Annotated in this window: 26 protein-coding genes, 1 tRNA gene and 3 pseudogenes; 9 read left to right on the top strand and 21 right to left on the bottom strand. The window is 72.3% G+C overall.

Annotated elements, in window-relative coordinates; all coding sequences use genetic code 11:
- Nucleotides 1–10: 10 nt before the first annotated feature.
- From QUE51_RS09455 to QUE51_RS09430, 6 genes are all read right to left on the bottom strand, one after another.
- Nucleotides 11–925: a LysR family transcriptional regulator gene (locus QUE51_RS09455; protein ID WP_286276145.1), complete on the bottom strand. Its 915-nt coding sequence runs from the start codon at nucleotides 923–925 to the stop codon at nucleotides 11–13.
- 41 nt (nucleotides 926–966) lie between these two features.
- Nucleotides 967–1,806 carry an ABC transporter ATP-binding protein gene (locus tag QUE51_RS09450; protein ID WP_286276144.1) on the bottom strand — a complete coding sequence of 280 codons (840 nt, stop codon included), beginning with the start codon at nucleotides 1,804–1,806 and terminating at the stop codon, nucleotides 967–969.
- Nucleotides 1,803–3,506, bottom strand: a complete 1,704-nt coding sequence (locus QUE51_RS09445; protein ID WP_286276143.1) for a dipeptide/oligopeptide/nickel ABC transporter permease/ATP-binding protein — start codon at nucleotides 3,504–3,506, stop codon at nucleotides 1,803–1,805. Before QUE51_RS09445 ends, QUE51_RS09450 begins: the two co-directional genes overlap by 4 nt.
- Complete coding sequence (locus QUE51_RS09440) at nucleotides 3,503–4,444, bottom strand: ABC transporter permease (RefSeq protein ID WP_286276142.1); 942 nt, start codon at nucleotides 4,442–4,444, stop codon at nucleotides 3,503–3,505. Before QUE51_RS09440 ends, QUE51_RS09445 begins: the two co-directional genes overlap by 4 nt.
- Before the next feature lie 79 nt (nucleotides 4,445–4,523).
- Nucleotides 4,524–6,092, bottom strand: a complete 1,569-nt coding sequence (locus QUE51_RS09435) for an ABC transporter substrate-binding protein (protein ID WP_286276141.1) — start codon at nucleotides 6,090–6,092, stop codon at nucleotides 4,524–4,526.
- A 48-nt stretch (nucleotides 6,093–6,140) separates the two neighbouring features.
- Nucleotides 6,141–7,877: a CocE/NonD family hydrolase gene (locus QUE51_RS09430; protein WP_286276140.1), complete on the bottom strand. Its 1,737-nt coding sequence runs from the start codon at nucleotides 7,875–7,877 to the stop codon at nucleotides 6,141–6,143.
- Between the two features lie 180 nt (nucleotides 7,878–8,057).
- Here QUE51_RS09430 and QUE51_RS09425 point away from each other — a divergent pair, with 180 nt between their 5' ends.
- A complete protein-coding gene (locus tag QUE51_RS09425) occupies nucleotides 8,058–8,528 on the top strand; it encodes a DUF3237 domain-containing protein (protein WP_286276139.1) in 471 nt (156 codons plus the stop codon).
- A 21-nt stretch (nucleotides 8,529–8,549) separates the two neighbouring features.
- On the opposite strand, the gene QUE51_RS09420 is transcribed toward QUE51_RS09425, so the two are convergent.
- The 7 genes and pseudogenes from QUE51_RS09420 to QUE51_RS09390 all read right to left on the bottom strand — a co-directional run bounded on the left by QUE51_RS09420 (nucleotide 8,550) and on the right by QUE51_RS09390 (nucleotide 12,681).
- Nucleotides 8,550–9,359 carry a DUF1206 domain-containing protein gene (locus tag QUE51_RS09420; RefSeq protein ID WP_286276138.1) on the bottom strand — a complete coding sequence of 270 codons (810 nt, stop codon included), beginning with the start codon at nucleotides 9,357–9,359 and terminating at the stop codon, nucleotides 8,550–8,552.
- Nucleotides 9,360–9,408: 49 nt separating this feature from the next.
- Complete coding sequence (locus QUE51_RS09415) at nucleotides 9,409–10,191, bottom strand: phosphatase PAP2 family protein (RefSeq protein WP_286276137.1); 783 nt, start codon at nucleotides 10,189–10,191, stop codon at nucleotides 9,409–9,411.
- A 267-nt stretch (nucleotides 10,192–10,458) separates the two neighbouring features.
- Nucleotides 10,459–10,965: a class I SAM-dependent methyltransferase gene (locus tag QUE51_RS09410; protein ID WP_286276136.1), complete on the bottom strand. Its 507-nt coding sequence runs from the start codon at nucleotides 10,963–10,965 to the stop codon at nucleotides 10,459–10,461.
- 31 nt (nucleotides 10,966–10,996) lie between these two features.
- Nucleotides 10,997–11,374, bottom strand: coding sequence for a fluoride efflux transporter CrcB (gene crcB / locus QUE51_RS09405; protein ID WP_286276134.1), 378 nt, complete (start codon nucleotides 11,372–11,374; stop codon nucleotides 10,997–10,999).
- Nucleotides 11,375–11,423: 49 nt separating this feature from the next.
- A pseudogene (locus QUE51_RS09400) lies at nucleotides 11,424–11,870 on the bottom strand (fluoride efflux transporter FluC); the annotation flags it as partial.
- 58 nt (nucleotides 11,871–11,928) lie between these two features.
- Nucleotides 11,929–12,396: pseudogene (locus QUE51_RS09395) on the bottom strand (universal stress protein); the annotation flags it as partial.
- A gap of 213 nt (nucleotides 12,397–12,609) precedes the next feature.
- Nucleotides 12,610–12,681, bottom strand: a tRNA-Lys gene (locus QUE51_RS09390).
- A gap of 132 nt (nucleotides 12,682–12,813) precedes the next feature.
- On the opposite strand from QUE51_RS09390, the gene bcp reads away from it, so the two are divergent.
- Complete coding sequence (gene bcp / locus QUE51_RS09385) at nucleotides 12,814–13,293, top strand: thioredoxin-dependent thiol peroxidase (RefSeq protein ID WP_286276133.1); 480 nt, start codon at nucleotides 12,814–12,816, stop codon at nucleotides 13,291–13,293.
- A 105-nt stretch (nucleotides 13,294–13,398) separates the two neighbouring features.
- On the opposite strand, the gene QUE51_RS09380 is transcribed toward bcp, so the two are convergent.
- Entirely contained in the window at nucleotides 13,399–13,767 is a 369-nt protein-coding gene (locus QUE51_RS09380) for a hypothetical protein (protein WP_286276132.1), read from the bottom strand.
- Nucleotides 13,768–14,015: 248 nt separating this feature from the next.
- Here QUE51_RS09380 and QUE51_RS09375 point away from each other — a divergent pair, with 248 nt between their 5' ends.
- Nucleotides 14,016–14,264, top strand: a complete 249-nt coding sequence (locus QUE51_RS09375) for a WhiB family transcriptional regulator (RefSeq protein ID WP_286276131.1) — start codon at nucleotides 14,016–14,018, stop codon at nucleotides 14,262–14,264.
- 179 nt (nucleotides 14,265–14,443) lie between these two features.
- On the opposite strand, the pseudogene QUE51_RS09370 reads toward QUE51_RS09375, so the two are convergent.
- A pseudogene (locus tag QUE51_RS09370) lies at nucleotides 14,444–15,936 on the bottom strand (sensor histidine kinase).
- 124 nt (nucleotides 15,937–16,060) lie between these two features.
- Between QUE51_RS09370 and QUE51_RS09365 the strand changes: the two are divergent.
- Complete coding sequence (locus QUE51_RS09365; protein WP_286276130.1) at nucleotides 16,061–16,696, top strand: hypothetical protein; 636 nt, start codon at nucleotides 16,061–16,063, stop codon at nucleotides 16,694–16,696.
- Between the two features lie 2 nt (nucleotides 16,697–16,698).
- Here the strand turns inward: QUE51_RS09365 and QUE51_RS09360 are convergent, their stop codons facing one another.
- Nucleotides 16,699–17,589, bottom strand: coding sequence for an aminodeoxychorismate lyase (locus QUE51_RS09360; RefSeq protein WP_286276129.1), 891 nt, complete (start codon nucleotides 17,587–17,589; stop codon nucleotides 16,699–16,701).
- 132 nt (nucleotides 17,590–17,721) lie between these two features.
- Here QUE51_RS09360 and QUE51_RS09355 point away from each other — a divergent pair, with 132 nt between their 5' ends.
- Nucleotides 17,722–18,321 carry an NUDIX domain-containing protein gene (locus QUE51_RS09355; RefSeq protein WP_350226632.1) on the top strand — a complete coding sequence of 200 codons (600 nt, stop codon included), beginning with the start codon at nucleotides 17,722–17,724 and terminating at the stop codon, nucleotides 18,319–18,321.
- On the opposite strand, the gene QUE51_RS09350 is transcribed toward QUE51_RS09355, so the two are convergent.
- Complete coding sequence (locus QUE51_RS09350) at nucleotides 18,275–19,546, bottom strand: CpaE/TadZ family protein (protein ID WP_286276128.1); 1,272 nt, start codon at nucleotides 19,544–19,546, stop codon at nucleotides 18,275–18,277. The genes QUE51_RS09355 and QUE51_RS09350 overlap by 47 nt on opposite strands.
- Nucleotides 19,543–20,175: a hypothetical protein gene (locus tag QUE51_RS09345; protein WP_286276127.1), complete on the bottom strand. Its 633-nt coding sequence runs from the start codon at nucleotides 20,173–20,175 to the stop codon at nucleotides 19,543–19,545. Before QUE51_RS09345 ends, QUE51_RS09350 begins: the two co-directional genes overlap by 4 nt.
- Nucleotides 20,176–20,292: 117 nt before the next feature.
- Here QUE51_RS09345 and QUE51_RS09340 point away from each other — a divergent pair, with 117 nt between their 5' ends.
- Nucleotides 20,293–20,568 carry a helix-turn-helix domain-containing protein gene (locus QUE51_RS09340; protein WP_286276126.1) on the top strand — a complete coding sequence of 92 codons (276 nt, stop codon included), beginning with the start codon at nucleotides 20,293–20,295 and terminating at the stop codon, nucleotides 20,566–20,568.
- A gap of 87 nt (nucleotides 20,569–20,655) precedes the next feature.
- A complete protein-coding gene (locus tag QUE51_RS09335; protein ID WP_286276124.1) occupies nucleotides 20,656–21,732 on the top strand; it encodes a translation initiation factor eIF-2B alpha/beta/delta subunit family protein in 1,077 nt (358 codons plus the stop codon).
- A gap of 85 nt (nucleotides 21,733–21,817) precedes the next feature.
- Here the strand turns inward: QUE51_RS09335 and QUE51_RS09330 are convergent, their stop codons facing one another.
- Nucleotides 21,818–22,135, bottom strand: coding sequence for a hypothetical protein (locus QUE51_RS09330; protein WP_286276123.1), 318 nt, complete (start codon nucleotides 22,133–22,135; stop codon nucleotides 21,818–21,820).
- A gap of 12 nt (nucleotides 22,136–22,147) precedes the next feature.
- Between QUE51_RS09330 and QUE51_RS09325 the strand changes: the two genes are divergently transcribed.
- Both QUE51_RS09325 and mtnB read left to right on the top strand, forming a co-directional pair.
- Entirely contained in the window at nucleotides 22,148–22,444 is a 297-nt protein-coding gene (locus QUE51_RS09325) for an HAD-IA family hydrolase (protein WP_286276122.1), read from the top strand.
- Nucleotides 22,441–23,079, top strand: a complete 639-nt coding sequence (gene mtnB, locus QUE51_RS09320) for a methylthioribulose 1-phosphate dehydratase (RefSeq protein ID WP_286276121.1) — start codon at nucleotides 22,441–22,443, stop codon at nucleotides 23,077–23,079. Before QUE51_RS09325 ends, mtnB begins: the two co-directional genes overlap by 4 nt.
- Before the next feature lie 78 nt (nucleotides 23,080–23,157).
- Here the strand turns inward: mtnB and mtnK are convergent, their stop codons facing one another.
- Both mtnK and QUE51_RS09310 read right to left on the bottom strand, forming a co-directional pair.
- The gene (gene mtnK / locus QUE51_RS09315) at nucleotides 23,158–24,366 is read right to left on the bottom strand and encodes an S-methyl-5-thioribose kinase (protein ID WP_286276120.1); all 1,209 of its coding nucleotides are present in this window, start codon (nucleotides 24,364–24,366) and stop codon (nucleotides 23,158–23,160) included.
- Entirely contained in the window at nucleotides 24,363–25,403 is a 1,041-nt protein-coding gene (locus QUE51_RS09310; protein ID WP_286276119.1) for an ABC transporter permease, read from the bottom strand. The genes mtnK and QUE51_RS09310 overlap by 4 nt, the downstream gene beginning before the upstream one ends.
- Between the last annotated feature and the right edge of the window lie 22 nt (nucleotides 25,404–25,425).

The following is a 25,425-nucleotide window of genomic DNA, read 5'->3' as shown; positions in this document are numbered from 1 at the left end:
GATCCCGCCGTCAGTACAGCGACTCGGGCGAGATGTGCGGCCGCTCCTCCAGGGCGATGCGGATCAGCTCGCGGGACTTGGCGGTGAGCCGCCGCGCGCGCGGCCAGGCGATCGCGACCAGCTGGGTGGGCGGCGCGGGATCGAGCGGCAGCGTGACGAGAGGCAGTCCGTCGTAGCTGTGGTTGTTCTTCGGGCGCTGGATGAAGAGCGAGTAGCCGAGCCCCGCGGCGACGAGGGAGCGGGCGAGCTCGAAGTGCGTGACGCGGAACCGGACGTTGGGCCGAAGCTCCTGCCGTGCGAAGTAGCCGAGCACCTCGCCGTTGCTCGGCGGCGTCATCATGAGCACGAGCGGTTCCTCGACGAGGTCGCGGACGGACACGGACTGCTCGCCCGCGAGGGCATGGCCGGCGGGGAGCAGCGCATGCATGCGCGTCTCGAAGAGCGGCTCGTAGGCGAGCGTGGGGTCGTGGTGCGGGTTGTAGGAGATGATGACGTCGAGCTGGCCGCTGCGCAGGCGCTCGTCGAGCACGTCGGCGGTCTCGACGACGATGCTCGTGTGCACCTCCGGGTGCTCGGTCGTGTACCGCTGCAGGAGCCGCGGGAGCACGGTCGGCGCGAGCGACGAGAAGCAGCCGATCGTGAGCTCCCCCGACAGCCGGTGCTCGCTTCCGATGCTCTCCAGGTCGTCGACCTCGCCGAGGATCGTGATGGCGCTGTCGAGCACGCCGCGGCCGGCCTCGGTCAGCTCGATGCCGTGCGACTTGTACCGGACGCAGAGCTGGGCTCCGAGCGCGCGCTCCAGCTCGTCGAGTGCACCCGCGACGGTCGAGCGGGACACGTGGCGGTCCTCCGCGGCGGCCGACAGGCTGCCAGTGATGGCGATGGCGCGGAAGTAGTCGAGCTGGCGCAGCGAGATCCTCGTCACCGCGGGCCGTCCGCCCGCTGCGCTCCGCTCACCCGTGCAGTCTAGGAGGAGGCGGCGCCTCTCCTCTCGGCGGCCAGCCGGAGCTCGCGGCGCTCCCGCTGCAGCACGGGGTCGGGCACCGGCGCGGCGGCGACGAGCTCCCGGGTGTACGGGTGCTGGGGGTTGTCGCAGACCTCCTCGCTCCGCCCGGTCTCCACGATGCGGCCCCGTTCGAGCACGCAGACGCGAGCGGCGAACTCGCGGACCGCTGCGAGGTCGTGCGTGATGAAGAGGTAGGAGATGCCCAGCTCGTCCTGCAGCTCGCGCAGCAGGCTGAGCACCCCGGCCTGCGTGAGGACGTCCAGCGCGCTCGTCGGCTCGTCGCACACGATGAGCTTCGGATCGAGGGCGATGGCCCGCGCGATCGCCACGCGCTGGCGCTGGCCGCCGCTGAACTCGCTCGGGTAGCGGTCGAGGGCATCGTGCGGGAGATACACCCGGTCGAGGAGCCAGCGCAGCCGCTCGGAGGTCTCTGGTCGCGAGCGGCCGGCGATGCGCAGCGGCTCGGCGAGCGTCTGCCCGACGGTGATCCACGGGTTCAGCGATCCGTAGGGGTTCTGGAAGACGGCCTGCACGGTCCGGGCCATCCCCCGCCGGGCGCTCCGGGACATCGTCGTGACGTCCCTCCCGTCGATCTCGATGCGGCCGGCGGCCGCGGGGACGAGCCCGAGGATCGCGTTGCCGATCGTGGACTTGCCCGAGCCGGACTCGCCGACCAGCGCGAGGGTCTCCCCGGGCGCGATGGCGAAGTCGACGCCGTGGACGACGGGCACGGATCGGCCCCGGACCCCGCGCGTCCGGTAGGCGACCTCGAGGCCCTCGACCTGCAGCACCGCGCTCATGAGGCCCTCACCAGGCTGGGCGTGCTGGCCAGCAGCTCGCGCGTGTACGCCGCCTGCGGGTTGGCGAACAGCTCCTCGGCACTCCCGGACTCCACGATGGCTCCGTTCTGCATGACGATGACGCGGTCGCAGATGTCCGCGACGACCGCGAGGTCGTGCGTGACGAACAGCACGGCCAGGTTGCGCTCCGCGCGGAGCTCGCGGAGCAGGTCGAGGATGCCCGCCTGCACGGTCACGTCGAGCGCGGTGGTCGGCTCGTCCGCGATCAGCAGCTCGGGATCGCCGGCCAGGGCCACCGCGATGGCCACGCGCTGGGCCATGCCGCCGGAGAGCTCGTGCGGGAACTTCCGCAGCACTCCTGCCGGGTCGGGAAGGTGCACCCGGGTGAGCAGCTCGATCGCGCGTCCTCTGCGCTGGGATGCCGGGAGCGAGGTCGAGTAGCGCAGCACCTCCATCAGCTGCGAGCCGACGGTGAACAGCGGGTCGAGGGCGACCATCGGCTCCTGCGAGATGAGACCGACACGGCGGCCGCGGATCCCCTCGAACCCGCGGTCGTCGGCGCCCGTGACGTCGTCCGAGCCGATGAGGATGCGCCCGCCGGTGATCGACGCGTTGGCGGGCAGCAGGCCCAGCGTCGCGAGCGTGCTGATGGTCTTGCCGGAGCCCGACTCCCCCACGAGCCCGAGGATCTCGCCCGGCCGCAGGTCGAAGCTCACGCCGCGCACCACGACGCGCTCGCCGAAGGAGATCTCCAGCTGCTGCACGGAGAGGACGACCCCCTCCTGAGCGGGAGCACCGGCCGGCCGGGTGGCCGCCACGGGACGGACCGGCGTGCGCGCACCGCCGTCGCTGCGGCGCCGGGCGGCGCTGACGTCGCGGAGGCCGTCTCCGACCAGCGCGAGGGCCAGGGACACGAGCGTGATCGTGCCGCCCGATACGAACAGCAGCCAGGGCGCCTTCGCGAGGTTCGCGGCCGCCTCCCCCACAATGCTCCCCCACGTGGGGTCGGGCGGGTGCACCCCGAGGCTGAGGAAGCCGAGGCCCGACTGCACCGCGAGCGCGGCGCCCGCGAAGAGCGACGCCTGGATGATCACCGGGGCGAAGGTGGCCGGCAGGATGTGCCGGGCCATGAGCCGCACGGGGCCGAGGCCCGACACGATCGCGGCGGACACGAACAGCTCCTCGCGGACGCCGATGACGGTCGCGCGCACGACTCGGATGAGGCTTCCGGAGCCCAGCAGGCCCAGCGCGATCATCGCGGGCGTGAGCTCCTGGTTGAAGATCGCGAGCACGGCGAAGATGAGCACGACCCCGGGCAGCGACATGAGGATGTCCGCGATGCCGCTCACGAGCGCGTCGAACCAGCCGCCGAGGGTTCCGGCGAGCACGCCGAGCACCACGCCGACGACCACGAAGACGATCAGCGCCACGAGAACGCCGAGCAGGGTCGGCTGGCCGCCCCACAGCAGGCGGCTCAGGACGTCCCGGCCGAGGCTGTCGGTGCCGAGCACATGGGAGGCGCTCGGCCCCTCGAGGGCGCGCACGAGGTCCTGCTTGTTGACCCCGTAGGGCGAGAGCACCGGAGCGAGGGCGACCGCGAGGACGACGAGGGCGACGAAGGCGAGCGCACCGACCGCGAGGCCGTTCGTCCGGATGCGGCCGGTGCGGACCCGGCCGTCGGAGATGGGGGCGACGGTCATCGGGCACGCACCTTCGGGTTGAGGAGGCCGTAGCTGACGTCGACCAGGAGGTTCACCACGATCGTGATGACGGTGAAGGCGAGTGCGACGCCCTGGATGACCGGGATGTCCTGGCGGGCGGTCGCCGCCACGGCGAGGGAGCCGAGTCCCGGCAGCACGAAGACGTTCTCCACGAGGATGGTGCCGGACAGCGACGCCACGAAGATCACGCCGACGACTGTCACGAGCGACACGCTCGAGTTGCGGAGGGCGTGCTTCCAGATGAGGACGCGGCGCGGCACCCCGGCGGCGCGCAGCGTGCGCACGAAGTCCTGGCCGATCGCGGTCGAGACCCCGTCGCGCACGACCTTCGCAATGGTCGCGATGCCGCTGAGGGCGAGGGCGATCACCGGCAGGATCAGGGCACGCGCCCAGTCGCCTGGCGACTCCTCGAAGGGCACATAGCCCGTGGCGGGAAGGAGGGCCAGGGTCACGGCGAAGATCGCCGCGAGCACGAGCCCGACCCAGAAGTTCGGCAGGGCGCCGCCGACGAGCGAGAAGACATCGATGAAGCGCGCGAGCAGGCGCCCGCGCGTGGCGCTCAGCACGCCGAGGAGGATCCCGATCAGGAGGGCGACGAGCGTGCCGCCCACGATGAGGGAGAGCGACACGGGGAGTCGGTTGGCGAGGGTCTGCCCGACATCCTCGCCCGTGAAGATCGAGCGCCCCAGGTCGCCGTGGAGCACGCCGCCGATGGAGTTCAGGTACTGCACGATCACCGGCTGGTCGAGGTGCAGCGCCTGGCGCAGGGCCTCGTACTGCTGGGGCGTCGCCGACGGCCCGAGCAGGGATCGCGCGGGGTCGCCGGGGATCAGGCTCTGCAGGAAGAAGGTGATCGCGGTGACCACGAGCAGGAGCGGGATCGAGAGCAGGAGGCGTCTCGCGAGGAGGCGGAGCATGGAACCCTTCGGAAGTCGGAGAGGGGGCCGGGACCGACGCGGACGTCGATCCCGGCCCTCTGCTCTGCGGGAGGAGAGGCTACTTCTGGGGCCAGGATTCGATGGGCGCGAGCTCGCCCGTCGAGCCCAGGTAGTAGGGCTTCACCTTCTTGCTGTTGTAGATGATGATCGAGTCGCTCGTCGCGATGGGCAGCGACAGGGCCTGCTTGACGATCACCGAGCTGACGCCCTGGGCCGCCGAGCCGATCTCATCAGGGGCGGCCGAGGCGAGCTTCTGGAAGGCCGCGTCGATGTCGCTGTTGGCCACGCCGAACTGGTTCATGACCGCGTTCTGGGTGAACGCGAACTGGGCGTCGATGTACATCTGGCTGCCGCCGCCGGTGAGGAGGGTGGCGCCGTAGGTGTTGGCGACCAGGTCGTTCACCCAGGTGCCGAAGTCCGGCTCCGACTTCAGCTGCATCGTGACGCCGACCTCGGCGAGCTGCGAGGCGACGGCCTGCGCGATCTTCGAGTCGGTCGGGCTGAAGCCGAGGTAGGTGGCGGGCAGGGTGAACCCGTCGGCGAAGCCCGCCTCCTTGAGCAGCGCCTTCGCCTTGGCCGGGTCGTAGGTGTACTCCTTCTCGAGCTTGGGGTCGTACCCGGCGGCCTCGCCGGCGTCGAGCGCCGTCTGGTCGGTGGCCTTGCCGTAGTCGCCGAGCGCGGCCTTCGCGATCGCCTCGCGGTCGACCGCGAAGTTCAGTGCCTGGCGCACCTTCTCGTTGGCGAGGGCGGGCACGACCTTTCCGCCCCGGTCCATGAGGTAGAAGTTGTAGACCGTGCTGGGCTGGTGGATCTCCTCCAGGCCGTTGCCCGACACCGTGCCGCCGATCGACGGGTCGCCGACGATCGCGTCGACCTCACCCGACTTGAGGGCCTGCACCTGCTGCTGGGCGTTCGGGATGACCCGCACGTCGATCTCGGAGTAGGTGACGGCCTTCTGGTCCCAGTACTTCTTGTTGGGCACGTAGACGTAGTGGTCGCCGGACACGGTCTTCTTGGGGTCGAGCACGTACTGCCCAGCGCCGTAGGTGTCGCCCGCGCGGGCGGACTCGTCGGCGATCCCCGCCGGGCTGATGGGAGCGCCGCCGAGGAGACCGACCGTGAGCAGGTCCGGGATGATCGGATTCGGCACCGCCGAGGTGATGTGCACCGTCAGGTCGTCCTTCGCGGTGAAGGTCATCGGTGCGAAGTAGGCGCGCGAGGGCCCGGTCGTGGTCTTGGTGAAGTAGTCGAGCGAGGCCGCGGCGGCCTTGGCGTCGAGCGGCGTGCCGTCGGCGAAGGTCAGCTTGTCGCGGAGCGTGAACTCGAAGTCCGTGTTCGCGTCGCCGACGTACTCCCACTTCTCGGCCAGGCCCGCCTGGATCTTGCCGTCCGCATCCCGCGTGAGGATGCCGGCGTAGGCCGGGGTCTCGAACCAGGTGCCGGGGACGCCGGTGGCGGCCTTGAGCGTGTCGAGGCTGACCGGCGGGGTGCCAACGGCGACCACGAGCTTGTCGTCGTCCGAGCCGCCCTTCGATGAGGAGCCGCCGCCGCCGGAGCAGCCGGCGAGGGCGATGCCGGTGACCGCGAGCGCGGCCGTTGCGGCGAGAAGACGGGAACGCGATGTCATGCGGAGAGCCTCATTCTGTCGGTGGTGTGCAGGGGTCTTGGTGTGCGGTCAGGGCTGTGCGGGAAGGACGGAGAGGACGAGCCGGCTCGGGAAGGCGTCGCCGACGCGGATCGTGTGCTCGGCGGGCGCCGGGACGACGGGGTCGCCTGCGCCGCGGAAGGCGTTGGGGCCCACCTCCCAGCGCGGGGAGGAGCTCGAGGTGACGTCGACGCGGATCCGGTGGCCCGGCTGGAAGGCGTGGGCCGTGGCCCAGAGGGCGACCGTGTACTCCTCGGTCCGGCCCGGCTCCACCGCCGCGACCGTTCCTGCTCCCGTTCCCTCGTCGACCCCGCGGGCGGAGGCCCGCTGGATGCCGTCGGCGACGAGGATGCTGCGGCCGTCGGGGTGCTCGTCGCAGAGGCGCACGACGATGTCGGCGTCGGTTCCCGTCGTGGCCAGCCAGAGGGCTGCACGGACCTCGCCGACGACCGCGAGCTCATCGGTCAGCGGCGGCGTGCGCCAGGAGACCACGTCCGCCCGAGTCTCGAGCTCGGCCTGATCGATGGGCCCGGGGTCGAAAGGCGGGAACAGCAGCGTCGCACCGCCCCGGGTAGGCACCGGGTTCGCGGGGTCGCTGACGAACGGAACGGCGCCGTCCTCGCCCGGCGCGCTCCGCAGCGCGCCGTCCGCGGTGAGGTGCAGTGCCACCTCGGTGGCCGCGGCGGGCGGGAACTCGGGGAGCGCCAGCCAGCGATCCGCGCCCATGAGGTACACCCGCACCGGGGCGACGCCGTCCAGGGTCGCGGCGCCGCGGAGCGTGGCGTCGAACCAGCGGAGGTGCTGCTCGGTCAGATCGCCGTGCCCGCCGAGGTCGGCGGCCGTGTCGGCGCCCGGGAAGGAGAGGTCGCCGATCCGGCCCGTCATGTTGTTGTGCGACCACGGTCCGACGAGCAGGTGCGGCTCCGGCGTGCCCGCCCGCGACTCGCGCAGGCCCCGGTACATCTCCAGGGTCGAGCCGAGGAAGACGTCGAACCAGCCGCCGACGAGGAAGACGGGGATGTCGACGGCGGCGATGTCGGTCACCTTGCCGACGGAGTGCGCGGGCGAGTCGAGCGGCTCGCGGAGGCGATCGCGCATCCAGGCCACGGTCTCGTCCGCGTCGAGGTCGTCGTGCAGGGCGCCCGCCCGGAAGAGCTCGCCGCTGCGGAACCGGCGGTCGACCTCGCCCCAGCGGGCCTGCTCCGCCGCCCGCTCGTCGGGGGCCGCGATCTGGGCGATGCGGTCGGGGGCGATCGCGTAGTGCGACCAGGCGAGCATGCTGCCGACCTCGGGGACGCCGCCCCGGAAGCGGAACCCGCGGAGGCCGGAGGCCACCGGCGTCACGGCGGGGACGATCGAGCGCAGGGCAGGGCTGCCGCCGAGGAGCGCGCTGAACTGGGTCTCCGACGCGTAGGACGCGCCCCACATGCCGACCGAGCCGGTGCACTCGGCGAGGCCGGCGAGCCACGCGACGGCATCCGCGCCGTCCTCGACCTCCTGGGCGGAGGGATCGAAGGTGCCCTCCGAGCCGTAGCGCCCCCGCACGTCCTGAAGGGCGACGAGGTAGCCGGCGGCCACGAACCGGTCGAGGTCCACGCGACCGTCCTGCTCGTCCGAGCCGACGTCGTAGGGGTGGCGAGTCAGGAGCGCGGGCCATGGACCGCTTCCTGGAGGCAGGAGGAGCGTGGTCCGCAGGCGCGTGCCGTCCCGGAGGACGCACTGAACCTCGCGCCGCTCGGCGACGACACCGGCCGTCTCGGGCACCATCGCCACCTCTGCTTCGCTCGTTCGTCGGGAGGATCAGGGCCCGCCGCCGAGAACAGGCGGCGATGCCCCGGAGGCGATTCTCAGGACCCCTGAGTCGGCCTGTCAACGACGCTTTCCCGGCGTCAGATGCCGGTATTTCCGTCGTTCCACAGGCCGGATCCGCGTGGCACGATTCCCTCCGTGCTCGACTCCGGCGTCGCTCCGACGCTCACCTTCCTCGCGCGGATCGACGTTGACGTCGCCGCCCCCATCGACCTGGGCCCCGGCGACGGCCTGCACCGGCGCATCGTCCCCATCCTGGGCGGCCGCGTGACCGGCCCGGAGCTGAACGGCACGGTGCTGCCGGGCGGCGCCGACTTCCAGGTGCTGCGGTCGGACACGCTCACCGAGCTCGAGGCGCGCTACGCGATCGAGACGGACGAGGGCGATCGGGTCTACGTGGAGAACTTCGGGCTGCGAGCAGGCAGCTCGGAGGACATCGCGAAAATCGTGGCGGGCGAGCCCGTCGACCCGTCCCGCATCTACTTCCGCTCCAACCCGCGCATCTCGTCGTCCTGCCCAAAGTGGGCCTGGCTCGGCTCGCGCATCCTGGTGGCACGCGGCGAGCGTCTGCCCGAGAGCGTGCGGCTCGAGGTCTTCGTCGTCGACTGAGCCGGTTTCCCGGGTCTCCGGTCAGAGGCGGGCGTACCGGGCGCGGGCGAAGGTGTAGACCCCGAACGCCATGAGTCCCACGCCGACGGCGACCAGCAGCGCGGTGCCGAGTGGCAGCTCGCTGAGGGCCCGCAACGCGCCGTCGAGCCCTGAGGCCCGGCCCGGGTCGAGCGTCACCGCCGCGAGGATGAAGAGCACTCCGACGACCCCCACGGCGATGCCCTTCGCCACGTAGCCGACGACCCCGACCACCCCGACCGCGCGGCGCTGGGGCTCGTCGATCGGGACGAGGTCCTTCCAGAAGCCCCGGCGGATCCCCTTCACGACCATGGATGCGCCGACGGCCAGTGCGATCAGCCCGATCAGGGCGAGGAGCAGCTGTCCGCCCGGGAGGGCGAGCAGGTTGGCGCTCGCCTGCTGCGTCGAGGCCGCGGCGTGCGAGGAGCTGCCGCGGGCGAAGGTCAGCGCCGTGAGCCCGAGCAGGACGTAGGCGAGCGCCTTCGCCGCCGACTCCGTCGTCCGCATCCATCGCTTGCGTGAGCCGGAGCCGATGCCCAGCACGGCCTCGAGCGCCAGCCACGCGCCCAGTGCGAACAGGCCGATCGTCATGACCCAGAGAAGCACCGGCCCTCCCGGCACCTTGCCGACCTCGGCGATCGCGCCCGACTGGTCGGACTCCGCGCCGACGTGGAAGGCGACCCGGATCGCGAGATAGCCGAGCAGGAGGTGGATGACGGCGCTGGCGCCATAGCCGATCCGCGCCAGGAGGCGCAGGCCTCGCTCGGCCTCCTCCGGCAGAGGGGTGTCGGACGTGCGTGCGCGCGTGGTCATGATCTGCCTCCCTGGGCCGTCCGTCGGCGGCGAGCGGGGGACGCGCCCATCAGGTGCCCTCCGTCTGCAGCGTGGAGTGGGACCCGACGATGCGCTCGCCGGGGATGCGGACGGTGCGGTGCGTGTCGATCGCGATGACCGCGCCCACGACCACCAGCGACAGCGCCACCGACGCGCTGACGTCGGTCAGCCAGTGGTACCCGAGGTAGAGCCGGCTGATGATCTGCGCGACGATGCTCCCGATCGCGAGCGCCAGGAGCAGGACGGTGACCCAGGTCCGCTGGATGCGGCTCGCCAGCAGGAAGGCGAGGATCAGGAAGAAGTCGCACATGCCGAGCACGTGCCCCGACGGGAACGAGAAGGTGCGGTCCGGATCGAGCATCATCAGGGCGATGGGCGGGCGCGGATGCCGGATGATCGGTGCCAGCACCAGAGCGAGGATCACGCCGGTCAGCATGCCTGCCGCGAGCAGGAGGGGACGCCAGAGGTGCCGCGCGAGCGCGATCCAGGCGACGAGCGTCACGAGCACGATGACCGGCATGCCGTAGGGGCCGAAGGTGATGGCCAGGAAGATCATGAAGCCCGTCACCTCGCCCGAGCGCTGGGCGTTGAACCACTGCTCGACGGGTTCGTCGAGGCGCTCGATGCCGCTGTGCGTCAGCACGCTGATCAGCAGCACGAGGAATGCGGCCAGTCCGACCGCGATGAGCGTGATGGACGTTCCGTACAGCCGCCGACGCACCGAGGGATCGACGAATCGCTCCTCGACGATGAAGCGGCGGTTCCACTCCGTGAGCCGTTCCCTCCGGGCGGACCGGACCTGGCCGGTCATCGGCGAACCCTCGGGGCCGCGCGAACGCCCATCGCCGCCACTCGCCGTTCTGCAGCGGCGAGCTGGCCGGACTGCGCGTCCGCTGGGTGCACCGGCATCGGCTCCTCCTCGTATTCCGTCGGGGTCGGCCGGCTGCCCGAATGCGCGGCGTTCCGACCATAGCGGCGCGGGACCCGTCGGCGCACCCGGCGCGCTTCGTGCTACTCGGCGCTCAGGAGCAGGAATCGCTCGTCGTCGACGGGGCCCCCCAGAGGTCCTCATTCGCGGTCAGCCCGACGAGGGCGGCCTGCGCTCGATGCTGCAGCACGAGCTCCCGCACCTCCTCGGCGCGGAGTCCGACGCCCGTCGACCAGAAGCCCTCCACGAGCAGAAGCCGCCCCCGGGGGCGAGCAGGCGCACCCAGCGGCCCACCACGGCCTCCGGCTCGGGCAGGGCGAAGAGGATGTGCCGCGCCAGCACGACGTCGAACGCCGCCGCCGGCAGGGGCGGGTGCGCGGCGTCGCCCTGCACGAGGCTCGCCCGCCCGCCGAGCTTGGAGCGCGCGCGCTCCAGCATCGCCGGAGCCTGATCGAGGCCGGTCACCTCGTGGCCGTGGTCGGTGAGCAGCAGGGTGAGGCTGCCGGTTCCGCAGCCGAGGTCGGCGATGCGCGCCGGTGCGGGCGGCAGCAGCGGCTCCAGCAGGCTCCACCAGGCCCGGCGCACGCCGGGATCCCGCAGGCCATGGTCCGGCTCGTCGTCGAAGGTTCCGGCGAGGGCGTTCCAGTCCTGCGTCACTCCCCCGGCCCCGTCCGGCGGAGGCGCCGGCTCACAGCGCCGCGCCCAGCGCGAAGCCGGCAGCGGCCGCCGCGACCCCGAAGACCAGCATCCCGAGGCCGTTGAGGAGCGCGGCGACGTACCGGCGGCTCTGCAGGAGGCGCACCGTCTCGAAGCTCGCGGTGCTGAACGTCGTGTATCCCCCGAGGAAGCCGGTGCCCACCACCGCCTGCCAGGCCTCCGGGAGGACCGACGCGGTGGTCAGGCCCGCCAGGAGGCCGAGCAGCAGCGAGCCGCTGAGGTTGATGACCGTGGTGCCCACCGGGTAGCGGCCGGTCGTGCGCGCCCGGATCAGGCCGTCGAGGAGGAACCGGGTCGCCGCACCCGCGCCGCCCGCCACGCTGAGCGCGAGGAGGAGCAGCGGCGTCATGCGGCCTCCCCTTGAGGTGCAGGGCCGCGGCTGCCGCGATCCCCGTCCAGGTGGCGGCCGCCCCGAGCAGGACCGTGCCGGCCGCGTAGAACGCGGCCACACCGGGCGAACCGGCCCCCACCAGCGCGACCGTGTCGGTGGCGAGGGTGCTGTAGGTCGTGAAGCCGCCGAGCACCCCGGTCCCGAGGAGCAGCCGCAGGCTGCGCCGGACTCCCACGTCCTCGCCGCGGCGGACGAGCGCCTCGAGCAGGAAGCCGAGAGCGAGTGCGCCCGTCAGATTGACCGCGACCGTCGCCCAGGGGAAGTCCGGTGCGCTCGGCAGCGCGAGGCCCACGAGTGCGCGGAGCGCGGTGCCGACCGCCCCGCCGAGTGCAACGACGCCGAGGTACCGCGTGGAGAGGTGGACGGGTCGCCGCGGGACGCTGGGGGCCTCCTCCGCCGCGAGGTCGAGATCGAGCGCCGGATCCTCGGCGCCGCCGAGCGGTGGCGGCGTCACTCCCCTCCGCCCACGGCAGGTCCTGGTCGCGCTCGACCGGGCTGAGCGGGACGACGAGCACCGGGCGGTGCTGGCGGTGCGTGAGGTGCGCCGCGACCGAGCCCGTGAAGAACTCGCGCATGGTGCCTCGGAACGTCGGCTCACGCGTGCCGACCACGATGAGGAGGGCGTCCACCGTGTCGGCGAGGTGTCCGATCGCACGCGCCGGATCGCCCGCGAGGGTCCGGGCCTCCCAGCGCACGCCCCCGGAGCCGAGCGCCGCCTCGATCTCCGAGTCCAGCGCGGCCCTCTCCGGGCCGCCTCCCTCATCCACGATGTCGGGATCGATCGGCAGGGACCGGACGCGTCCGTCCTGCGCCTCCTCCACGACGTATCGGCTGGGATCCACGTAGGCGCAGACGAGCTCGGCGCCGAGCAGCCGCGCGAAGCGAGCCGCCTGCGCGAGGACTCCCGAGGAGCGGCCCGGCAGGACTCCCACCACGATCCGCGGCGAAGGTGTCGATCGTGCGGGGTCGACCTGCGACATCGGGGCTCCTATCTCGGGCATGCTTGCGCCTCGGACAGGGACTGTTGTCGACGCCGTCGTCGAGGTTGGGAACGGTGAGCCCCACCGCCGTCGCGCCGCAGCGCCCTTTCAGCCTGGCAGAGACCCGGCGGGCCGGGAAGTCCTCAGGGCGCAGCGGGGCCGGCCCCGGAAACAAAGAACTCCGCGATCTGGCGAGAGATCGCGGAGCCTTCGTACACCCCCGGGACTTGAACCCGGAACCCACTGATTAAGAGTCAGTTGCTCTGCCAATTGAGCTAGAGGTGCGCACGGTCCGTCGTCCGGACCGAGCATCCAGATTAGCACGGGCGGAGCGACCTGCACGTCCCCTCCGAGCGGGCCGAAGTTACCATGGGAGCGGTGGCGGATGGCCGCCGACGTCTCGAGGAAGGGATCACCGTGAGCGGAGCCGATCGACTGGAGCAGGGCGACACGGCCCCCGACTTCCGCCTCGAGGACGAGACCGGCTCGCCCGTGTCGCTCAGCGACTTCGCCGGCGAGAAGGTCGTGCTCTACTTCTACCCCGCCGCCATGACCCCCGGGTGCACCGCGGAGGCGTGCGACTTCCGCGACAGCCTCAACTCGCTGAAGAGCGCCGGCTACCAGGTCGTGGGGGTCTCGAAGGACGAGCCGGCGAAGAACAAGGAGTTCAAGGAGCAGGAGAACCTCAACTTCCCGCTGCTCAGTGATCCGGATCTGTCCGTGCACAAGGCGTACGGCGCCTACGGCGAGAAGTCGCTCTACGGGAAGACCGTCGAGGGAGTGATCCGCTCCACCTTCGTGCTCAACGAGACCGGATTCGTCCAGCTCCCCCTCTACAACGTGAAGGCGACGGGCCACGTCGCGATGCTGCGCAAGAAGCTCGGCGTCGACGACTGACTCGGCGCCGGCGCGGCGCATCCGGGCGGACGTGCCGCAACGGTGCGCCGTTGCGACACGTCCGCACCGTTGCAGTCGCCGGCGGGCGCAGCGGACGCCGGCGGACTAGGAGGGCCGGCGGGTCGCGTTCATGACCGACGGGGTGAACAGGAGCGCGATCGCGACGATCGTGGGCAGGAGCAGGAGCCAGCCGATGTCGGCGCGGCCACCCTGCTGGAACGACCCGATGGCGACCGCCAGCTGCAGGAACTGCCACGTGAACACGGCCCCGCGCACCCAGGAGCGCCGGCGCAGAAGCCCCAGGAAGATGGCGACCAGCCATACCGCGGCGAGCGCCGCGAGCACGGCCAGCGCGATGCCGGTCGCCACCGACACGGCGGGGGTCGTGAGCAGTTCCACGAGGAGCAGCACCGTCACGACGCCCATGGCCACCGCCTCGAGCAGCACCACCCCCGCGAGCACACGCAGCAGCACCGGCAGAGGGGGCGCGACTCGGCGGCCGTTTGTTCACTCACAGCGACATCCCATAGAAGGCTATTGATCAGGCGTTATCGGTATGCGACCATAACTGAGGTCGTTTTCAAGGGCCCACAGCGGAGTGGGCGGCCAAGACCAGGGCGGACTTCGAACGTACCGTTCCCCCGGTTGGCTCGTCCCACGACCTCATGGAACTCCGGTCAACTCTGACCGTTCTGCCGCTGTAATCCTAAGGAGCACCACGCATGGACTGGCGTGACAAAGCCGCCTGCCTGACCGCCGACCCGGAGCTGTTCTTCCCCGTCGGGAACACCGGGCCCGCCGTCGACCAGATCGACAAGGCGAAGGCAGTCTGCGCCCGCTGCACGGTCACCGAGACCTGCCTCCAGTACGCCCTCGAGACGGGCCAGGACTACGGCGTGTGGGGTGGCCTCAGCGAGGACGAGCGCCGCGCGCTCAAGCGCCGCGCCGCTCGCGCCCGCCGCGCCTCCTGACGCTTTCCCTCGACCCCGGGCGCCCCGCCTTCGGGCACACCGCCTCGACCCTGCAGTCTTGCCCTGACCGAGTCACGGAGAATCGGCCGCTGCCCGGCCTGCCCATGCGGCAGAACAAGGTTGCGGCCGTCGATCTCCGTGATTCGGTCAGGAGCTTGCGCCGCTGAGCGACCCGCCGGTCAGCTCGACTGCATCCAGCGGAGTGGGATCTCGATCGTGACCTCGGTCCCGCTGCCCACCATGGTGTGCCAGTCGATGACGCCGCCCAGCTCGCCCTGGATGAGCGTCCGCACGATCTGAGTGCCGAGGCCCGAGCCGACCTTCCCCTCGGGCAGGCCTCCCCCGTTGTCCCGCACGATGACGGTGAGATCCGCCTGTCTGCGATTCGCGATGATCTCGACCACGCCCTCGCGGCCGGCAAGCCCGTGCTCGACGGCGTTGGTGACGAGCTCGGTGAGGGCGAGGGACAGCGGCGTCGCGTAGGCGCTCGGCAGCACGCCGAACGTGCCCGACTTCTGCGGGTGAACGCGGGTGTTGTGCGTGGAGGCGACCTCGGCGACGAGCAGCAGGACGCGCTCGAACACCGCATCGAAGTCGACGTTCTGGTTCAGCCCCTCCGACAGCGTGTCGTGCACGACCGCGATCGCGGACACGCGCCGCATCGCCTGGATGAGCGCGTCGCGCGCCTCGTCCGTGCGCGACCGCCGGGCCTGGATCCGCAGCAGCGACGCGACCGTCTGCAGGTTGTTCTTCACCCGGTGGTGGATCTCCCGGATCGTCGCGTCCTTGGTGATGAGCTCCTGCTCCTGGTGGCGCAGCTCGGTCACGTCCCGGCAGAGCACGATGGCGCCCTTGCGCTCCCCGCGGTCGCGGATCGGGATCGCCCGCAGCGATACCGTCACGCCGCGGGACTCGACGTCGGTCCGCCACGGCGCGCGCCCGGTGACGACGAGCGGCAGGCTCTCGTCCACGGTGTGCTGCGCCTCGACGAGTCCGACGGTGACCTCCGCGAGCGACTCCCCTCGAGCTCCCCGGTGAAGCCCATGCGGTTGAAGGCGGACAATGCGTTCGGGCTCGCGAACGTCGTGACGCCGTCCACGTCGAGCCGAATGAGGCCGTCGGACGCGCGAGGAGCGCCCCGGCGCGGCCCGGTCGGAGACCCGAGGTCCGGGAAGTCGCCGGCGGCGATCATGGAGAACAGCTCGTCCGCGCACGCGTTGAAGGTGAGCTCCTGACGGCTCGGCGTGCGCGTCTCGCTGAGGTTGGTGTGCCGGGTGAGGACCGCGATCGGCACGTTGGTGACGGCCAGTCCACTGGGCGAGATGCGCCGCTGGACAGGGACCGCGCGGACGCGGGTGGGCGTCTCCTCGAACCAGTCCGGGGCCGACGAGTCCACGATGCGGGCGGTCTCGAACGCCTCGGTCACGAGCGACCGCCACTCCGACTTGATCCGCTGGCCGACGAAGTCCCGGTAGAACAGCGTCGCGGAGCTCGAGGGGCGCGCGTGCGCGACGGCGACGAACGAGTTGTCGTCCGTCGGCACCCAGAGCACGATGTCAGCGAAGGCGAGGTCGGCGAGTAGCTGCCAGTCGCCGACGAGCAGGTGCAGCCATTCGACGTCGGCCGCCGTGGAGCGTCCGGAGGCGACGACAAGCTCGCTGAGCGTGGGCATTGCCCCAGCCTAAAGCGGTCCGGGGCCCTCGGATCGCCCGCTGCCCGAGGCCGAAGCGCTCGGATCTCCGCAACGCACGCCGACCTTGCGACCCCGTGCGCCCGAAGCAGGAAAGACTCGGCGCATGCCCTTCCGTGTGCGCCGCAACGCCGCCCTCCTCCTGCTCCCCCTGCTCCTCGCCGGATGCGCCCCCGAGGACTCATCCTCGTCACCGGCGCCGACCGCCCCGGCGGCATCCGCGATGCCCTCCGCGACCCCGAGCAGGGAGCCGGCCGCGGCCCCCGCCATCCCGGCCGACTGCCGGGACGTCGTCGACGCCGAGGCCTATGCCGCCGCCTTCGCCGACGTCCCACTGAACGATCCGCAGCTGGTGGATGGTCGCCCCGTCGAGCGCGTCCAGCCCGGTGACCTGCACGCTTGGCTGAACGAGGATGCCGACCTCCTGGCCGAGAGCGGTGAGCTGTTCTGCATCTGGGGCGAGCCGGGCGCGGATGTCACCGCCCTGACGCTCGCGATCGGCTCTCCCGATCCTGCCGTGACCGCGTCGTTCCTGGACGCGCGCGCCCAGGCCGGCTTCACGTGCGAGCCGCGGGACCAGGGACAGGAGTGCGAGGAGGTCACCCACCTCCAGTCCTACGACGTCGACGCCTCGACCACCTACTTCGCCCGCGACGGCATCCTGGTGATGGTGTACCAGGCGAACTTCCCGACGGAGAACCTGATGGGCGCCATCATCGACCGCATCTGGTCCGCTGCGTAGCCCTACTCGGTCCTGGCGACCAGGAAGGCGTTCAGCGCGGAGGTGAAGTCGGCGTCGATCGCCCGCGGTGTCCCGTCCACCTCGCGGATGGGCGCCGCATGGCGCACGCTCGAGACGAGCCAGGCCGCGTCCGCGGCCATCAGGTCGTCGGCGTGCAGCAGCGCGTAATCGGTGCCGAGGCCCCGCTCGGCGGCGAAGGCGAAGAGGTCGCCCTGAGTCGTGCCGGGCAGGATGCCCAGGTTCGTGCCGGGCGTGATGAGCGTGTCGCCCACTCGCAGGAGCAGGTTCGACGTGGACCCCTCGAGCAGGTAGCCGTCCGAGCTGACGAACACCACATCGTCCGCCCCGCGGCGCTTCGCCTCGCGGACGACGGCACGGTTCACCGCGTAGGAGAGGCTCTTCGCCCCCTGCAGCAGCCACGGGGAGGTCTGGGCGACGTCGTGGCGGTAGCCGCGGTCGAGCAGGACCACCCGGATGCCGTCGCGCCGTGCCGCGGTGAAGTCCTCGGCCGGCGCGGCGTAGGCCCAGCCGGTGGGCCGGCCGTCGCCCTCCACGCCGCGAGTGAGGATCGTCTTGACGTACGCCTCCGGCACCGGGTCGATCGCCGCCGCGGCTGCACGCACCGCGGCGTTCCACGCCTGCTCGTCGGGCGCCGGGAGCTCGAGGGCCGCCGCCGAGCGGGCGAAGCGGCGCAGGTGCGCCTCCAGCGCCTGAGGATGTCCGGATCCCACGCTGATCGTCTCGAAGACGCCGTCGCCGCGCGTCACCCCGAGGTCGAGGACGCGCACGTGCGGGTCCGCCGGGTCGACGAGGGCGAAGGGCGGCAGCTCCTCGGTGTGCGGCGGAGCGTCCGAGGACGGCTGGTTGAGCAGGGCGAGAGCGGTGGTGGGCACTCCCCATCCTCCCGCCTCTTCGCACTCCGCGTGCCTGCGCTAGCGTGGCGCGGTGACGAACGAGCAATCCTCACCACACGGCCGGTCCGGGATCGACGTGCCGGACGCGCGCGGGCGCCGGGCCTTGATCAGGTGGGCCGCGACCTGATCGGCAACCCGAACGTCGTCGTCCGCGACGTCGAGCTGCTCTCCGCGCACTGGTACGTCCTCCGGGTCACGACCTTCGAGTACCGGCACCGCGACGGCACCTGGTCCACGGAGCGGCGCGAGACGTACGACCGCGGCGACGGCGCCACGATCCTGCTCCACGACACCGAGCGCCGCCGGATCCTGCTCACCCGGCAGTTCCGCTTCCCAGCCTACGTGAACGGCCACCCCGACGGCATGCTGCTCGAGACCGCCGGCGGACTGCTCGACGCGGACGATGCCGAGACGGCGATCCGCCGGGAGGCCGAGGAGGAGACCGGGCACCGGATCGGGGAGGTCACGCACGTCTTCGACGCCTACATGAGCCCCGGCTCGGTGACCGAGGTCGTGCACTTCTATGCCGCGCCGTACAGCCCGGCGAGCGTGGCCGGGGCGGGCGGCGGGCTCGCCGACGACGGCGAGGACATCGAGCTGGTCGAGCTCGACTTCGACGAGGCCCTGGAGTCCATCGGAACCGGCATCGTCGACGGGAAGACCATCATGCTGCTCCAATGGGCGGCGCTGCGGGGCCCCTTCGCCCGCTGATCCCGGGCAGCCGCAGCCGGGACCGCCTCTCCCGCCTCCGCTCCCCCGCCGGTCGCAGCTCCCGCTCCGCGAACGCGCGCAGCGCGGCGAGCGCCGGCGACCGCGGGGCGGCCGCCTGCAGGGTCCGCCCGGTCAGCAGGGCGGCGTCGTACGCCGCCCGATCCTCGGGGATGAGCGCCGCGTCCGTGATCCCGGCGAAGCGGAGGAGCGTGGCCGCGATCTGTGAGGCGGGGCTGAGACCGATCACCCCCGAGCGGACCCGGGTCACGACGACCCGGACGACCTCGGGCGGCACGAGCTCGGCCAGCTCGGCATGGCCCCGGATCAGCCGGGCCAGCCCAACCGGATCCGCGGCACCCACGGCAACGACCAGGTCCGCCTCGCGCAGAGCGGCAAGAGTCGCGGCGTTGCGGCGCGGCGCGAAGAGATCGCTGACGATCTCCTCGTCGCTCTCCAGGTTGAAGCCGGCGTCCACCACCGTGACGTCGGCGCAGGTGCGGCACACCGCGAGCGTCCCGGTCACCCGCTCCGCCGAGAGCTCCGGCCAGCGGCTCGGCCGCGCGATGCCGGTGAGCACGGCGAACTCGGACCTGCCGACCGCATAGCGCTCGGCCACCCGGCCGATCTCCCCGGGATCGAGCCGGCCGCTCCCGGCCAGGCGGCATGCCGCCGCGAAGCCGGGCGCCTCGTCCAGCAGGCCGAGGCTCGGGGCGACTGCCGCACCGTGCGTGTCCGCGTCGGCGAGGATCACGCGAGCACCCCCGAGCGCCGCCTCGGCCGCGAGCGTGATCGCCGTCGTCGTCCGGCCCGGCGCTCCTGTCGGCCCCCAGACGGCCACCACTCGGCCGCGCGCCGCTGGTGGATGCGGCACGTGCACGGTCGGCGCGCCGGCCGGAGCTCCCGAGAGCACCGCCTCCATCTCCGCCCAGCTCGCCGAGCCGTCCAGCACCTCGCGCAGCCCGAGCGCGGCGGCCGCGCGGCGATCCTCGCCGCTCTCGGCGAGCGCGACGAGGCGGACGCCGGCGCGGTCCGCCGCGGCCAGCACGCCCGCGCTCAGCATCCGGGGCGAGGCGGCGACGAGCGCGGCCTCCGCCGGCAGCGCCCGCAGCGCCGCCGCGAGCTCGACACCGCCCGCGGGCCTGGCGAGCACCTCGTGCCCGCTCCGCAGGATGTCGCCGAGGATGCGATCCTCGGTGGCCGGGTCGAGCGCGAGGAGGAGCCTCACCGGTCCCCCGGGGGCGAGCTGACCGGAACGAGCGAGATCGCGTCGGAGTTGGCGAGCGCCTGCAGCAGCAGCGCGACCCGGTCGCGAGGGACGAGCACCTCGACTGCGGAGGCCGAACCGGCCGCGAGGAGGCCGCGGCCGTCGATCGTGCGGACCACCTCGGCGCCGGGCACGAGGACGGCGGGCGGACCGTACGCGCCCTGCTCGGCCTCGGACGCCGACCACACGTCCACGAGCGCACCGGGCTCGACCCCGTGGGCGGGATCGGCGCCGAGCGGCACGACCACCGACGCCATCCGCAGGCTCGACTCCGCGCCGACGGCCGACGAGGGCACGAGCTCGCCCGCGTCGACGGCCCTCGTCATCACGACCCCCTCCACGGGGAGGTCGCCCGGCTCGAGGTAGTGCCCGGCCGCGGTGCCGAGTCGGACGGCGGCGAGCTCGAGATCGTCACCCGTGACCCGGTCCCCCACCGCGAGCGGACCGCCGGCGGCGTACACGGCCTGGGTCCGCTCGGCGCCCGCGACGACCGCCCAGACGCCCGCGACCGAGCCCAGGACGAGCAGCAGGCCGAGCACGAACCGGACGTCCAGTCGCCCCCGCATCGCCGTGCCGCGCACCGCCGCCATCGAGCGCTCCTCTCGTCGGCGACCATCGTGCCGAGCCGCCTGCACCGCCGCATGCGGTTATCCACAGCCGGCACGCTCGCCGCCGCGCCGCAGGCCGACCCGGCCGATAATCGACGCATGAACACCGTCTCGCCGGGATCGATCGGGCGCTTCCTCACGCTCGCCGACGCCGCCGACGTGCTCAACATCTCGCTCAGCCAGGCCTACGCACTCGTGCGGAGCGGCGAGCTCGCCGCCATCAAGGTGGGCGGCGGCCACGGTCACTGGCGCGTCGAGCGCCCCCAGCTCGAGGCGTACATCGAGTCCCGGTACGAGGAGGCCCGCCGCCGGGCCCTGTGGAACGAGAGCGACTACGCCAACATCCCGGACCTGACGGCCGATCGTTTCGTCTGACGAGGAGGACGAACCGCCCGGCGCACGCGTGACGCCCTGTTGCGCTGCCCCGACGGGACGCACCGCAGGGCCTGTCAGGATGGAGGGGTGACCGACAGCGGGCTGAGCGCGGCGACCCTCGAGGACTCGGTGCGGATCGCCGACGACGCGGTCCTCATCCTCGATCGCCGCGTCTTCCCCGACCGTGTGGAGTGGGTGCGCGCCGGCACCGCGGCCGAGGTCGCGACCGCCATCCACGACATGGTGACGCAGAGCTCCGGTCCCCTCTACGCGGCGAGCGCCGGCCTCGAGCTGGCGGCACGCCAGGCCGCGGGCCTTCCGGTCGACGCCGCCCGGCGCTCCCTCGAGGACGCGGGCCGCCTGCTCGCCCACGCGCGTCCCACCAACGCCCACCCCCGGCACGCGGTGGACGCCGTGCTCGACGCGATCGCGGGCGCGACGAGCACCTCGGAGCTGGTCGAGTCCGCCGTGCAGGCGGCTCGGGACACCACCGCCCGTTATCACGCCGCGAGCATCGCGCTCGGCCGGCAGGTCATTCCGCTGCTGCCCGACGGCGCCCGCCTGCTCACGCACTGCTGGATGGACTCCTACCTCTTCGGCCTCCTCACCGCGGCGCGCGAGGCGGGCCGCCGCTACCGGTGGGTGGTCACGGAGACCCGGCCCTACCTCCAGGGCGCGAGGCTCACCGCGCACTCCCTGCGCGAGCTGGGCGAAGAGGTGACGCTCATCACGGACGGTATGGGCGCCGCCGCGCTCGCTCGGGGCTCGCGGGTCGGCCCGATCGATGCACTGGTCACGGCGGCCGACCGGGTCAGCCTCGACGGGGCCGTCGTCAACAAGGTCGGCACGCTCGGCCTCGCCGTCGCGGCATCCGCGTTTGACGTGCCGTTCTACGCGCTCGTGCAGGATCCGGACCCGACGGCGGAGACCGGCGCCGACATCGTGATCGAGGAGCGCGACCCCCGTGAAGTGCTCGCCACCCTCGGGCGGCGAACCGCCAGCCCCCTCGTGACGGACGCCTGGTACCCCGCCTTCGATCTGACACCGCCTCGCTTCGTCACCCGGGTGGTGACGAGCCGCGGCGTCTTCGAGCCGTCGCGCGTGCGCGAGCACTTCGACCTGCCCGACCCGGTGCCGTCTCGCCTCCGTAGGGTGGAGGGATGACGCTCTCCCTCCGCGCCCGCACCCTCGTCGTCGACCTCGAGGGCACGACCAGTGCCGCCGGATTCATCCTCGGCGACCTCTACGACTACGCCCGCCCGCGGCTGCTGCCCTGGCTCCGGGAGCACGCGGACGACCGCGACGTGGCGGGGGCGCGCGCCCAGGCGATCGAGGAGGCCGGACTGCCGGGAGATGCGGGCGACGAGGCGGTCGTCGCCGCGCTGCACCGGTTCATGGATGAGGACGTGAAGTCCACGCCGCTCAAGACGCTGCAGGGCCAGATCTGGGCCGAGGGCTTCCGGGACGGCGAGATCTCCTCGCACTTCTTCGACGACGTCATCCCGAAGCTCCGGGCCTGGCACGCGGCGGGCGTCGCGATCGCCGTCTTCTCCTCGGGGTCGGTCACGTCCCAGCGGCCGTGGTTCGAGCACTCCCCGCCGGCGACCTCACGCCGCTCGTCATGGCCTACTTCGACACGGTCAACGCCGGCCCCAAGAAGGAGCCGGCGTCGTACGAGCGCATCGCGGCTGAGCTCGGCCGAGATGCGCACGATCTGGTGTTCTTCACGGACCACCCGGACGAGGTGCGGGCCGCCGCGGCGGCCGGCTGGCAGGTCGTGGCCTTCAGCCGCCCCGGCGAGCCGTGGCACGGCGCTGACTTCGGCTCGACGCCGGTGGTGTCCTCCTTCGACGAGGTGGAGCTGGCGACCCCGTGACCTCGGACGAGCAGCTCCGCGAGGCGGGCACCCTCCTCGCGGCGGAGGCCGAACGCTTCGCCGCGATGGGCTGGATGCGCGGCACCTCCGGGAACCTGTCGCTCACCCTCTCCCGCGACCCGCTGCGCCTCGCCGTTACCGCATCCGGGCTCGACAAGGGCGAGCTCGGTCCCGACGACGTCGTGCTCGTCGACGGCCGCGGCGAGCTGCTGCCGGGCGACCTGCGCGGACTCGTCCCCTCCGCGGAGGCCGGCCTGCACGCCCGCATCGCCGCGGTGACCGGCGCCGGCGCTGCCGTGCACGTGCACGCCATGGCGGCGGTCGAGGCGGGCTTCCACTGGCCGGACGGCGTGGTGCTGCAGGACCTCGAGATGCTGAAGGGCATCGGGCACTCCGCGCACGGCGAGCGGGTCGTCATCCCCGTCGTCCAGAACAGCCAGGACATGGCCGAGCTGGGCGACCGCTTCGAGGAGCTGTACGTGCGCCCCGCGGACGGCATCGCCGAGGTTCCCGGACTGATCGTCGCCTCGCACGGCATCTACGCGTGGGGAGCGACCCAGGAGGACGCCCGCCGCCACACAGAGATCCTCGAGTGGCTCCTCCGCTTCACGGTCCGGACCCGCGCCCCGCGCTGACCCCATCCCCGAGTTGCCACTTTTCGCCCCTAAAACGGCGTTAGAAGGGCGGAAAGTGGCAACTCGAGGGTGGGCGTGTCAGCGGCGGGCGGTCTCCGCGAGGATGGCGCCCACCCGGATCGAGAGGGCGGCCGGCGACGGGTCGTCGTGGCGCTCGACCGCCAGAGCCCGTGCGGCCCGCAGAGCACCGCGGGCAGCGCCCTCCCGCGCCTCCGGGTCGAGCGTCTCGATGTCGGCGACCTTCGCGAAGCCGATGATGCGCCGGATCGTCTTGGCCGCAGCGTAGACGGCCGAGTCCAGGCGGATGCCGGCGAGCACGTCCTCGAGCACCTCGTCCGGGTACACGCGCGGGTCGATGCGGGACGGCCAGAGCCGGCGGTACTCGGCGTCGAACGCGTCGAGGAGCGCGGCGGGGAGCGTGAGGATCTGCGCGGCGCGCTTGGGCTCGCCCACGGCCTCTGCGCGGGCGGCGGCCAGTACGAGGTTCGCCCAGACCGCGCCCAGGTCGAACCCGATTGGGCCGTACGCGCCGAACTCCGGATCGAACGCGCGCACCGACTGCCCCTCCGACCGCACGAACACCGATCCGGTGTGCAGGTCGCCGTGCAGCAGCGCCTGCGTGTTGTCGATGAACGCGATCTTCGCGTTGCCGATCTCGCGGACGAGCGCGCGGTCGGCGCGGATGGCGGCGACATCCGGTGCATTGCCGGGCAGGAACGAGTTGTGCTCGTGCTCGACGTAGGGCTCCGAGAACACCAGGTCCTCGGTGATCTCGGTCAGCTCGGCGTTGTTCGTGCTCGCGACGAGCCCGCGCTTGTCGGGCACCGGGAGCCCGAAGATGCCCGTCCCGAATCCGACGCGTGCCACGTACCGGCCGAGCTCAGCGGCCGCGTAGTCGTGCACGCGGCCTGCGATGAGCTCGCCGCGCCACACACTGTGGTCGCTGAGGTCCTCGATCGCGAGCACGGAGTGGTCCGCATCGAACGAGTAGACCGCGGGGACGTGCTCGGAGTCGACGCGGAAGTGCTCGGTGAGGAGCACCGCCTCGCGGCGGGAGCGGTCGCGCGTGATCGGCCAGCCCGGGTCGGACCGGGCGTGCGGCAGCGACTGCTTGAGCACGACGCCATGGCCGAGGCGATCGCGGACCACGAACACGAGGTTCATGTTCCCGTCGCCGATCTCCGCCACCGACTCCAGGTCGCTCGGATCGACGAGCTCCGCGAGGGCCGCGTTCTGCGCGAGGTACTCGGGAACGGTCTCCGGGGTCAGGAACGTGAAGTCGGTCATCGGGAGAGGGTGCTTCCTGCCGTGACGGCCACGCGCCGTCTGCTGAACGTGAAACTGAAGAGGAGGGCGACCAGCAGGACGATGCCCTTGCCGAAGTCCTGTGCATAGTACGGGAGTCCCAGCATGGTGAACCCGGTGACCATGACCGCGACGAGGACGGCGCCGAGCGCGGTGCCCCACGCGTTGGGCTTGCCCGCGCCGAGCACGGACACCCCGACGAGGGCGACCGCGACGGCGTCGAGGAGCAGGGAGTTGCCGGCGCTCACGTCGCCCTGCCCGATCCGCGCGGAGAGCAGCAGACCGGCGATCGAGGCGAGCAGGCCGCAGCCGATGTAGGCGGCGGCGCGGTACGCCTTCACCCGGATGCCCGCGAGCCTCGCCGCCTCGGCGTTCGCGCCCACGGCGTACAGCGCCCGGCCCCAGCGGGTGTGGTCGAGCACGAACCACAGGAGCGCGGTGAGCGCGAGGAACAGCAGGACCGGGACGGGGATCGGGCCGATCCTGCCGCGGTCGAGCCAGAGGAAGTCGGCCGTGAACACGCCGGGCGCGGTCGAGCCGTCGGGCAGCGTCATGCGGGAGGAGATCGACTGCCCGTTGACGAGGATCAGCTTGAGCCCGACGACGACGAACATCGTCGTGAGGGTGGCGAGGAGGTCCGGGATGCGGGCGACGACGACGAGGAGGGCATTGATCGCCCCGATCACCGCGCCGCCGAGGAGCACGGTGAGCACGGCGACGCCGCCCACCTGATTGCCCACCACCATCGTCCAGGCCGAGATGGAGACCGCGAAGCCGGCGCTCGCGCCCACCGACAGGTCGATGCCGCCCACTGTCATGGCGAGCGCGACGCCGAGGCCCGCGATCCCGGTGGGCGCGATGAACTTGAGCATCCCGAACGCGTTGTCGACGCTGCGGAAGCTCGGCTCGGTGGCCGCGAAGAACCCGATCAGCAGCACCGTGACCGCGATGAAGCCCCAGCGGGCCACCCCGGCGGACACCAGCGCGGGCAGGCGGCGGGCGAGGGGTGACGCACTCATGCTGCGGCTCCGTTCGGGGTGG

Origin of the sequence: Naasia aerilata, assembly GCF_030296595.1 — a bacterium.
Taxonomy (GTDB): Bacteria; Actinomycetota; Actinomycetes; order Actinomycetales; family Microbacteriaceae; genus Naasia; species Naasia aerilata.
This window is presented reverse-complemented; position numbering and strand designations above follow the sequence as displayed.

Bases quoted from the DNA above. Each gene is read 5' to 3' on its own strand.
- mtnK (WP_286276120.1), bottom strand. From the start codon at position 24,366: ATGACCGACTTCACGTTCCTGACCCCGGAGACCGTTCCCGAGTACCTC.
- QUE51_RS09415 (WP_286276137.1), bottom strand. From the start codon at position 10,191: ATGACCGGCCAGGTCCGGTCCGCCCGGAGGGAACGGCTCACGGAGTGG.
- QUE51_RS09440 (WP_286276142.1), bottom strand. From the start codon at position 4,444: ATGCTCCGCCTCCTCGCGAGACGCCTCCTGCTCTCGATCCCGCTCCTG.
- QUE51_RS09375 (WP_286276131.1), top strand. From the start codon at position 14,016: ATGGACTGGCGTGACAAAGCCGCCTGCCTGACCGCCGACCCGGAGCTG.
- QUE51_RS09310 (WP_286276119.1), bottom strand. From the start codon at position 25,403: ATGAGTGCGTCACCCCTCGCCCGCCGCCTGCCCGCGCTGGTGTCCGCC.
- QUE51_RS09340 (WP_286276126.1), top strand. From the start codon at position 20,293: ATGAACACCGTCTCGCCGGGATCGATCGGGCGCTTCCTCACGCTCGCC.
- QUE51_RS09365 (WP_286276130.1), top strand. From the start codon at position 16,061: ATGCCCTTCCGTGTGCGCCGCAACGCCGCCCTCCTCCTGCTCCCCCTG.
- QUE51_RS09420 (WP_286276138.1), bottom strand. From the start codon at position 9,359: ATGACCACGCGCGCACGCACGTCCGACACCCCTCTGCCGGAGGAGGCC.
- crcB (WP_286276134.1), bottom strand. From the start codon at position 11,374: ATGACGCCGCTGCTCCTCCTCGCGCTCAGCGTGGCGGGCGGCGCGGGT.
- QUE51_RS09450 (WP_286276144.1), bottom strand. From the start codon at position 1,806: ATGAGCGCGGTGCTGCAGGTCGAGGGCCTCGAGGTCGCCTACCGGACG.
- QUE51_RS09445 (WP_286276143.1), bottom strand. From the start codon at position 3,506: ATGACCGTCGCCCCCATCTCCGACGGCCGGGTCCGCACCGGCCGCATC.
- QUE51_RS09345 (WP_286276127.1), bottom strand. From the start codon at position 20,175: ATGGCGGCGGTGCGCGGCACGGCGATGCGGGGGCGACTGGACGTCCGG.
- QUE51_RS09435 (WP_286276141.1), bottom strand. From the start codon at position 6,092: ATGACATCGCGTTCCCGTCTTCTCGCCGCAACGGCCGCGCTCGCGGTC.
- QUE51_RS09430 (WP_286276140.1), bottom strand. From the start codon at position 7,877: ATGGTGCCCGAGACGGCCGGTGTCGTCGCCGAGCGGCGCGAGGTTCAG.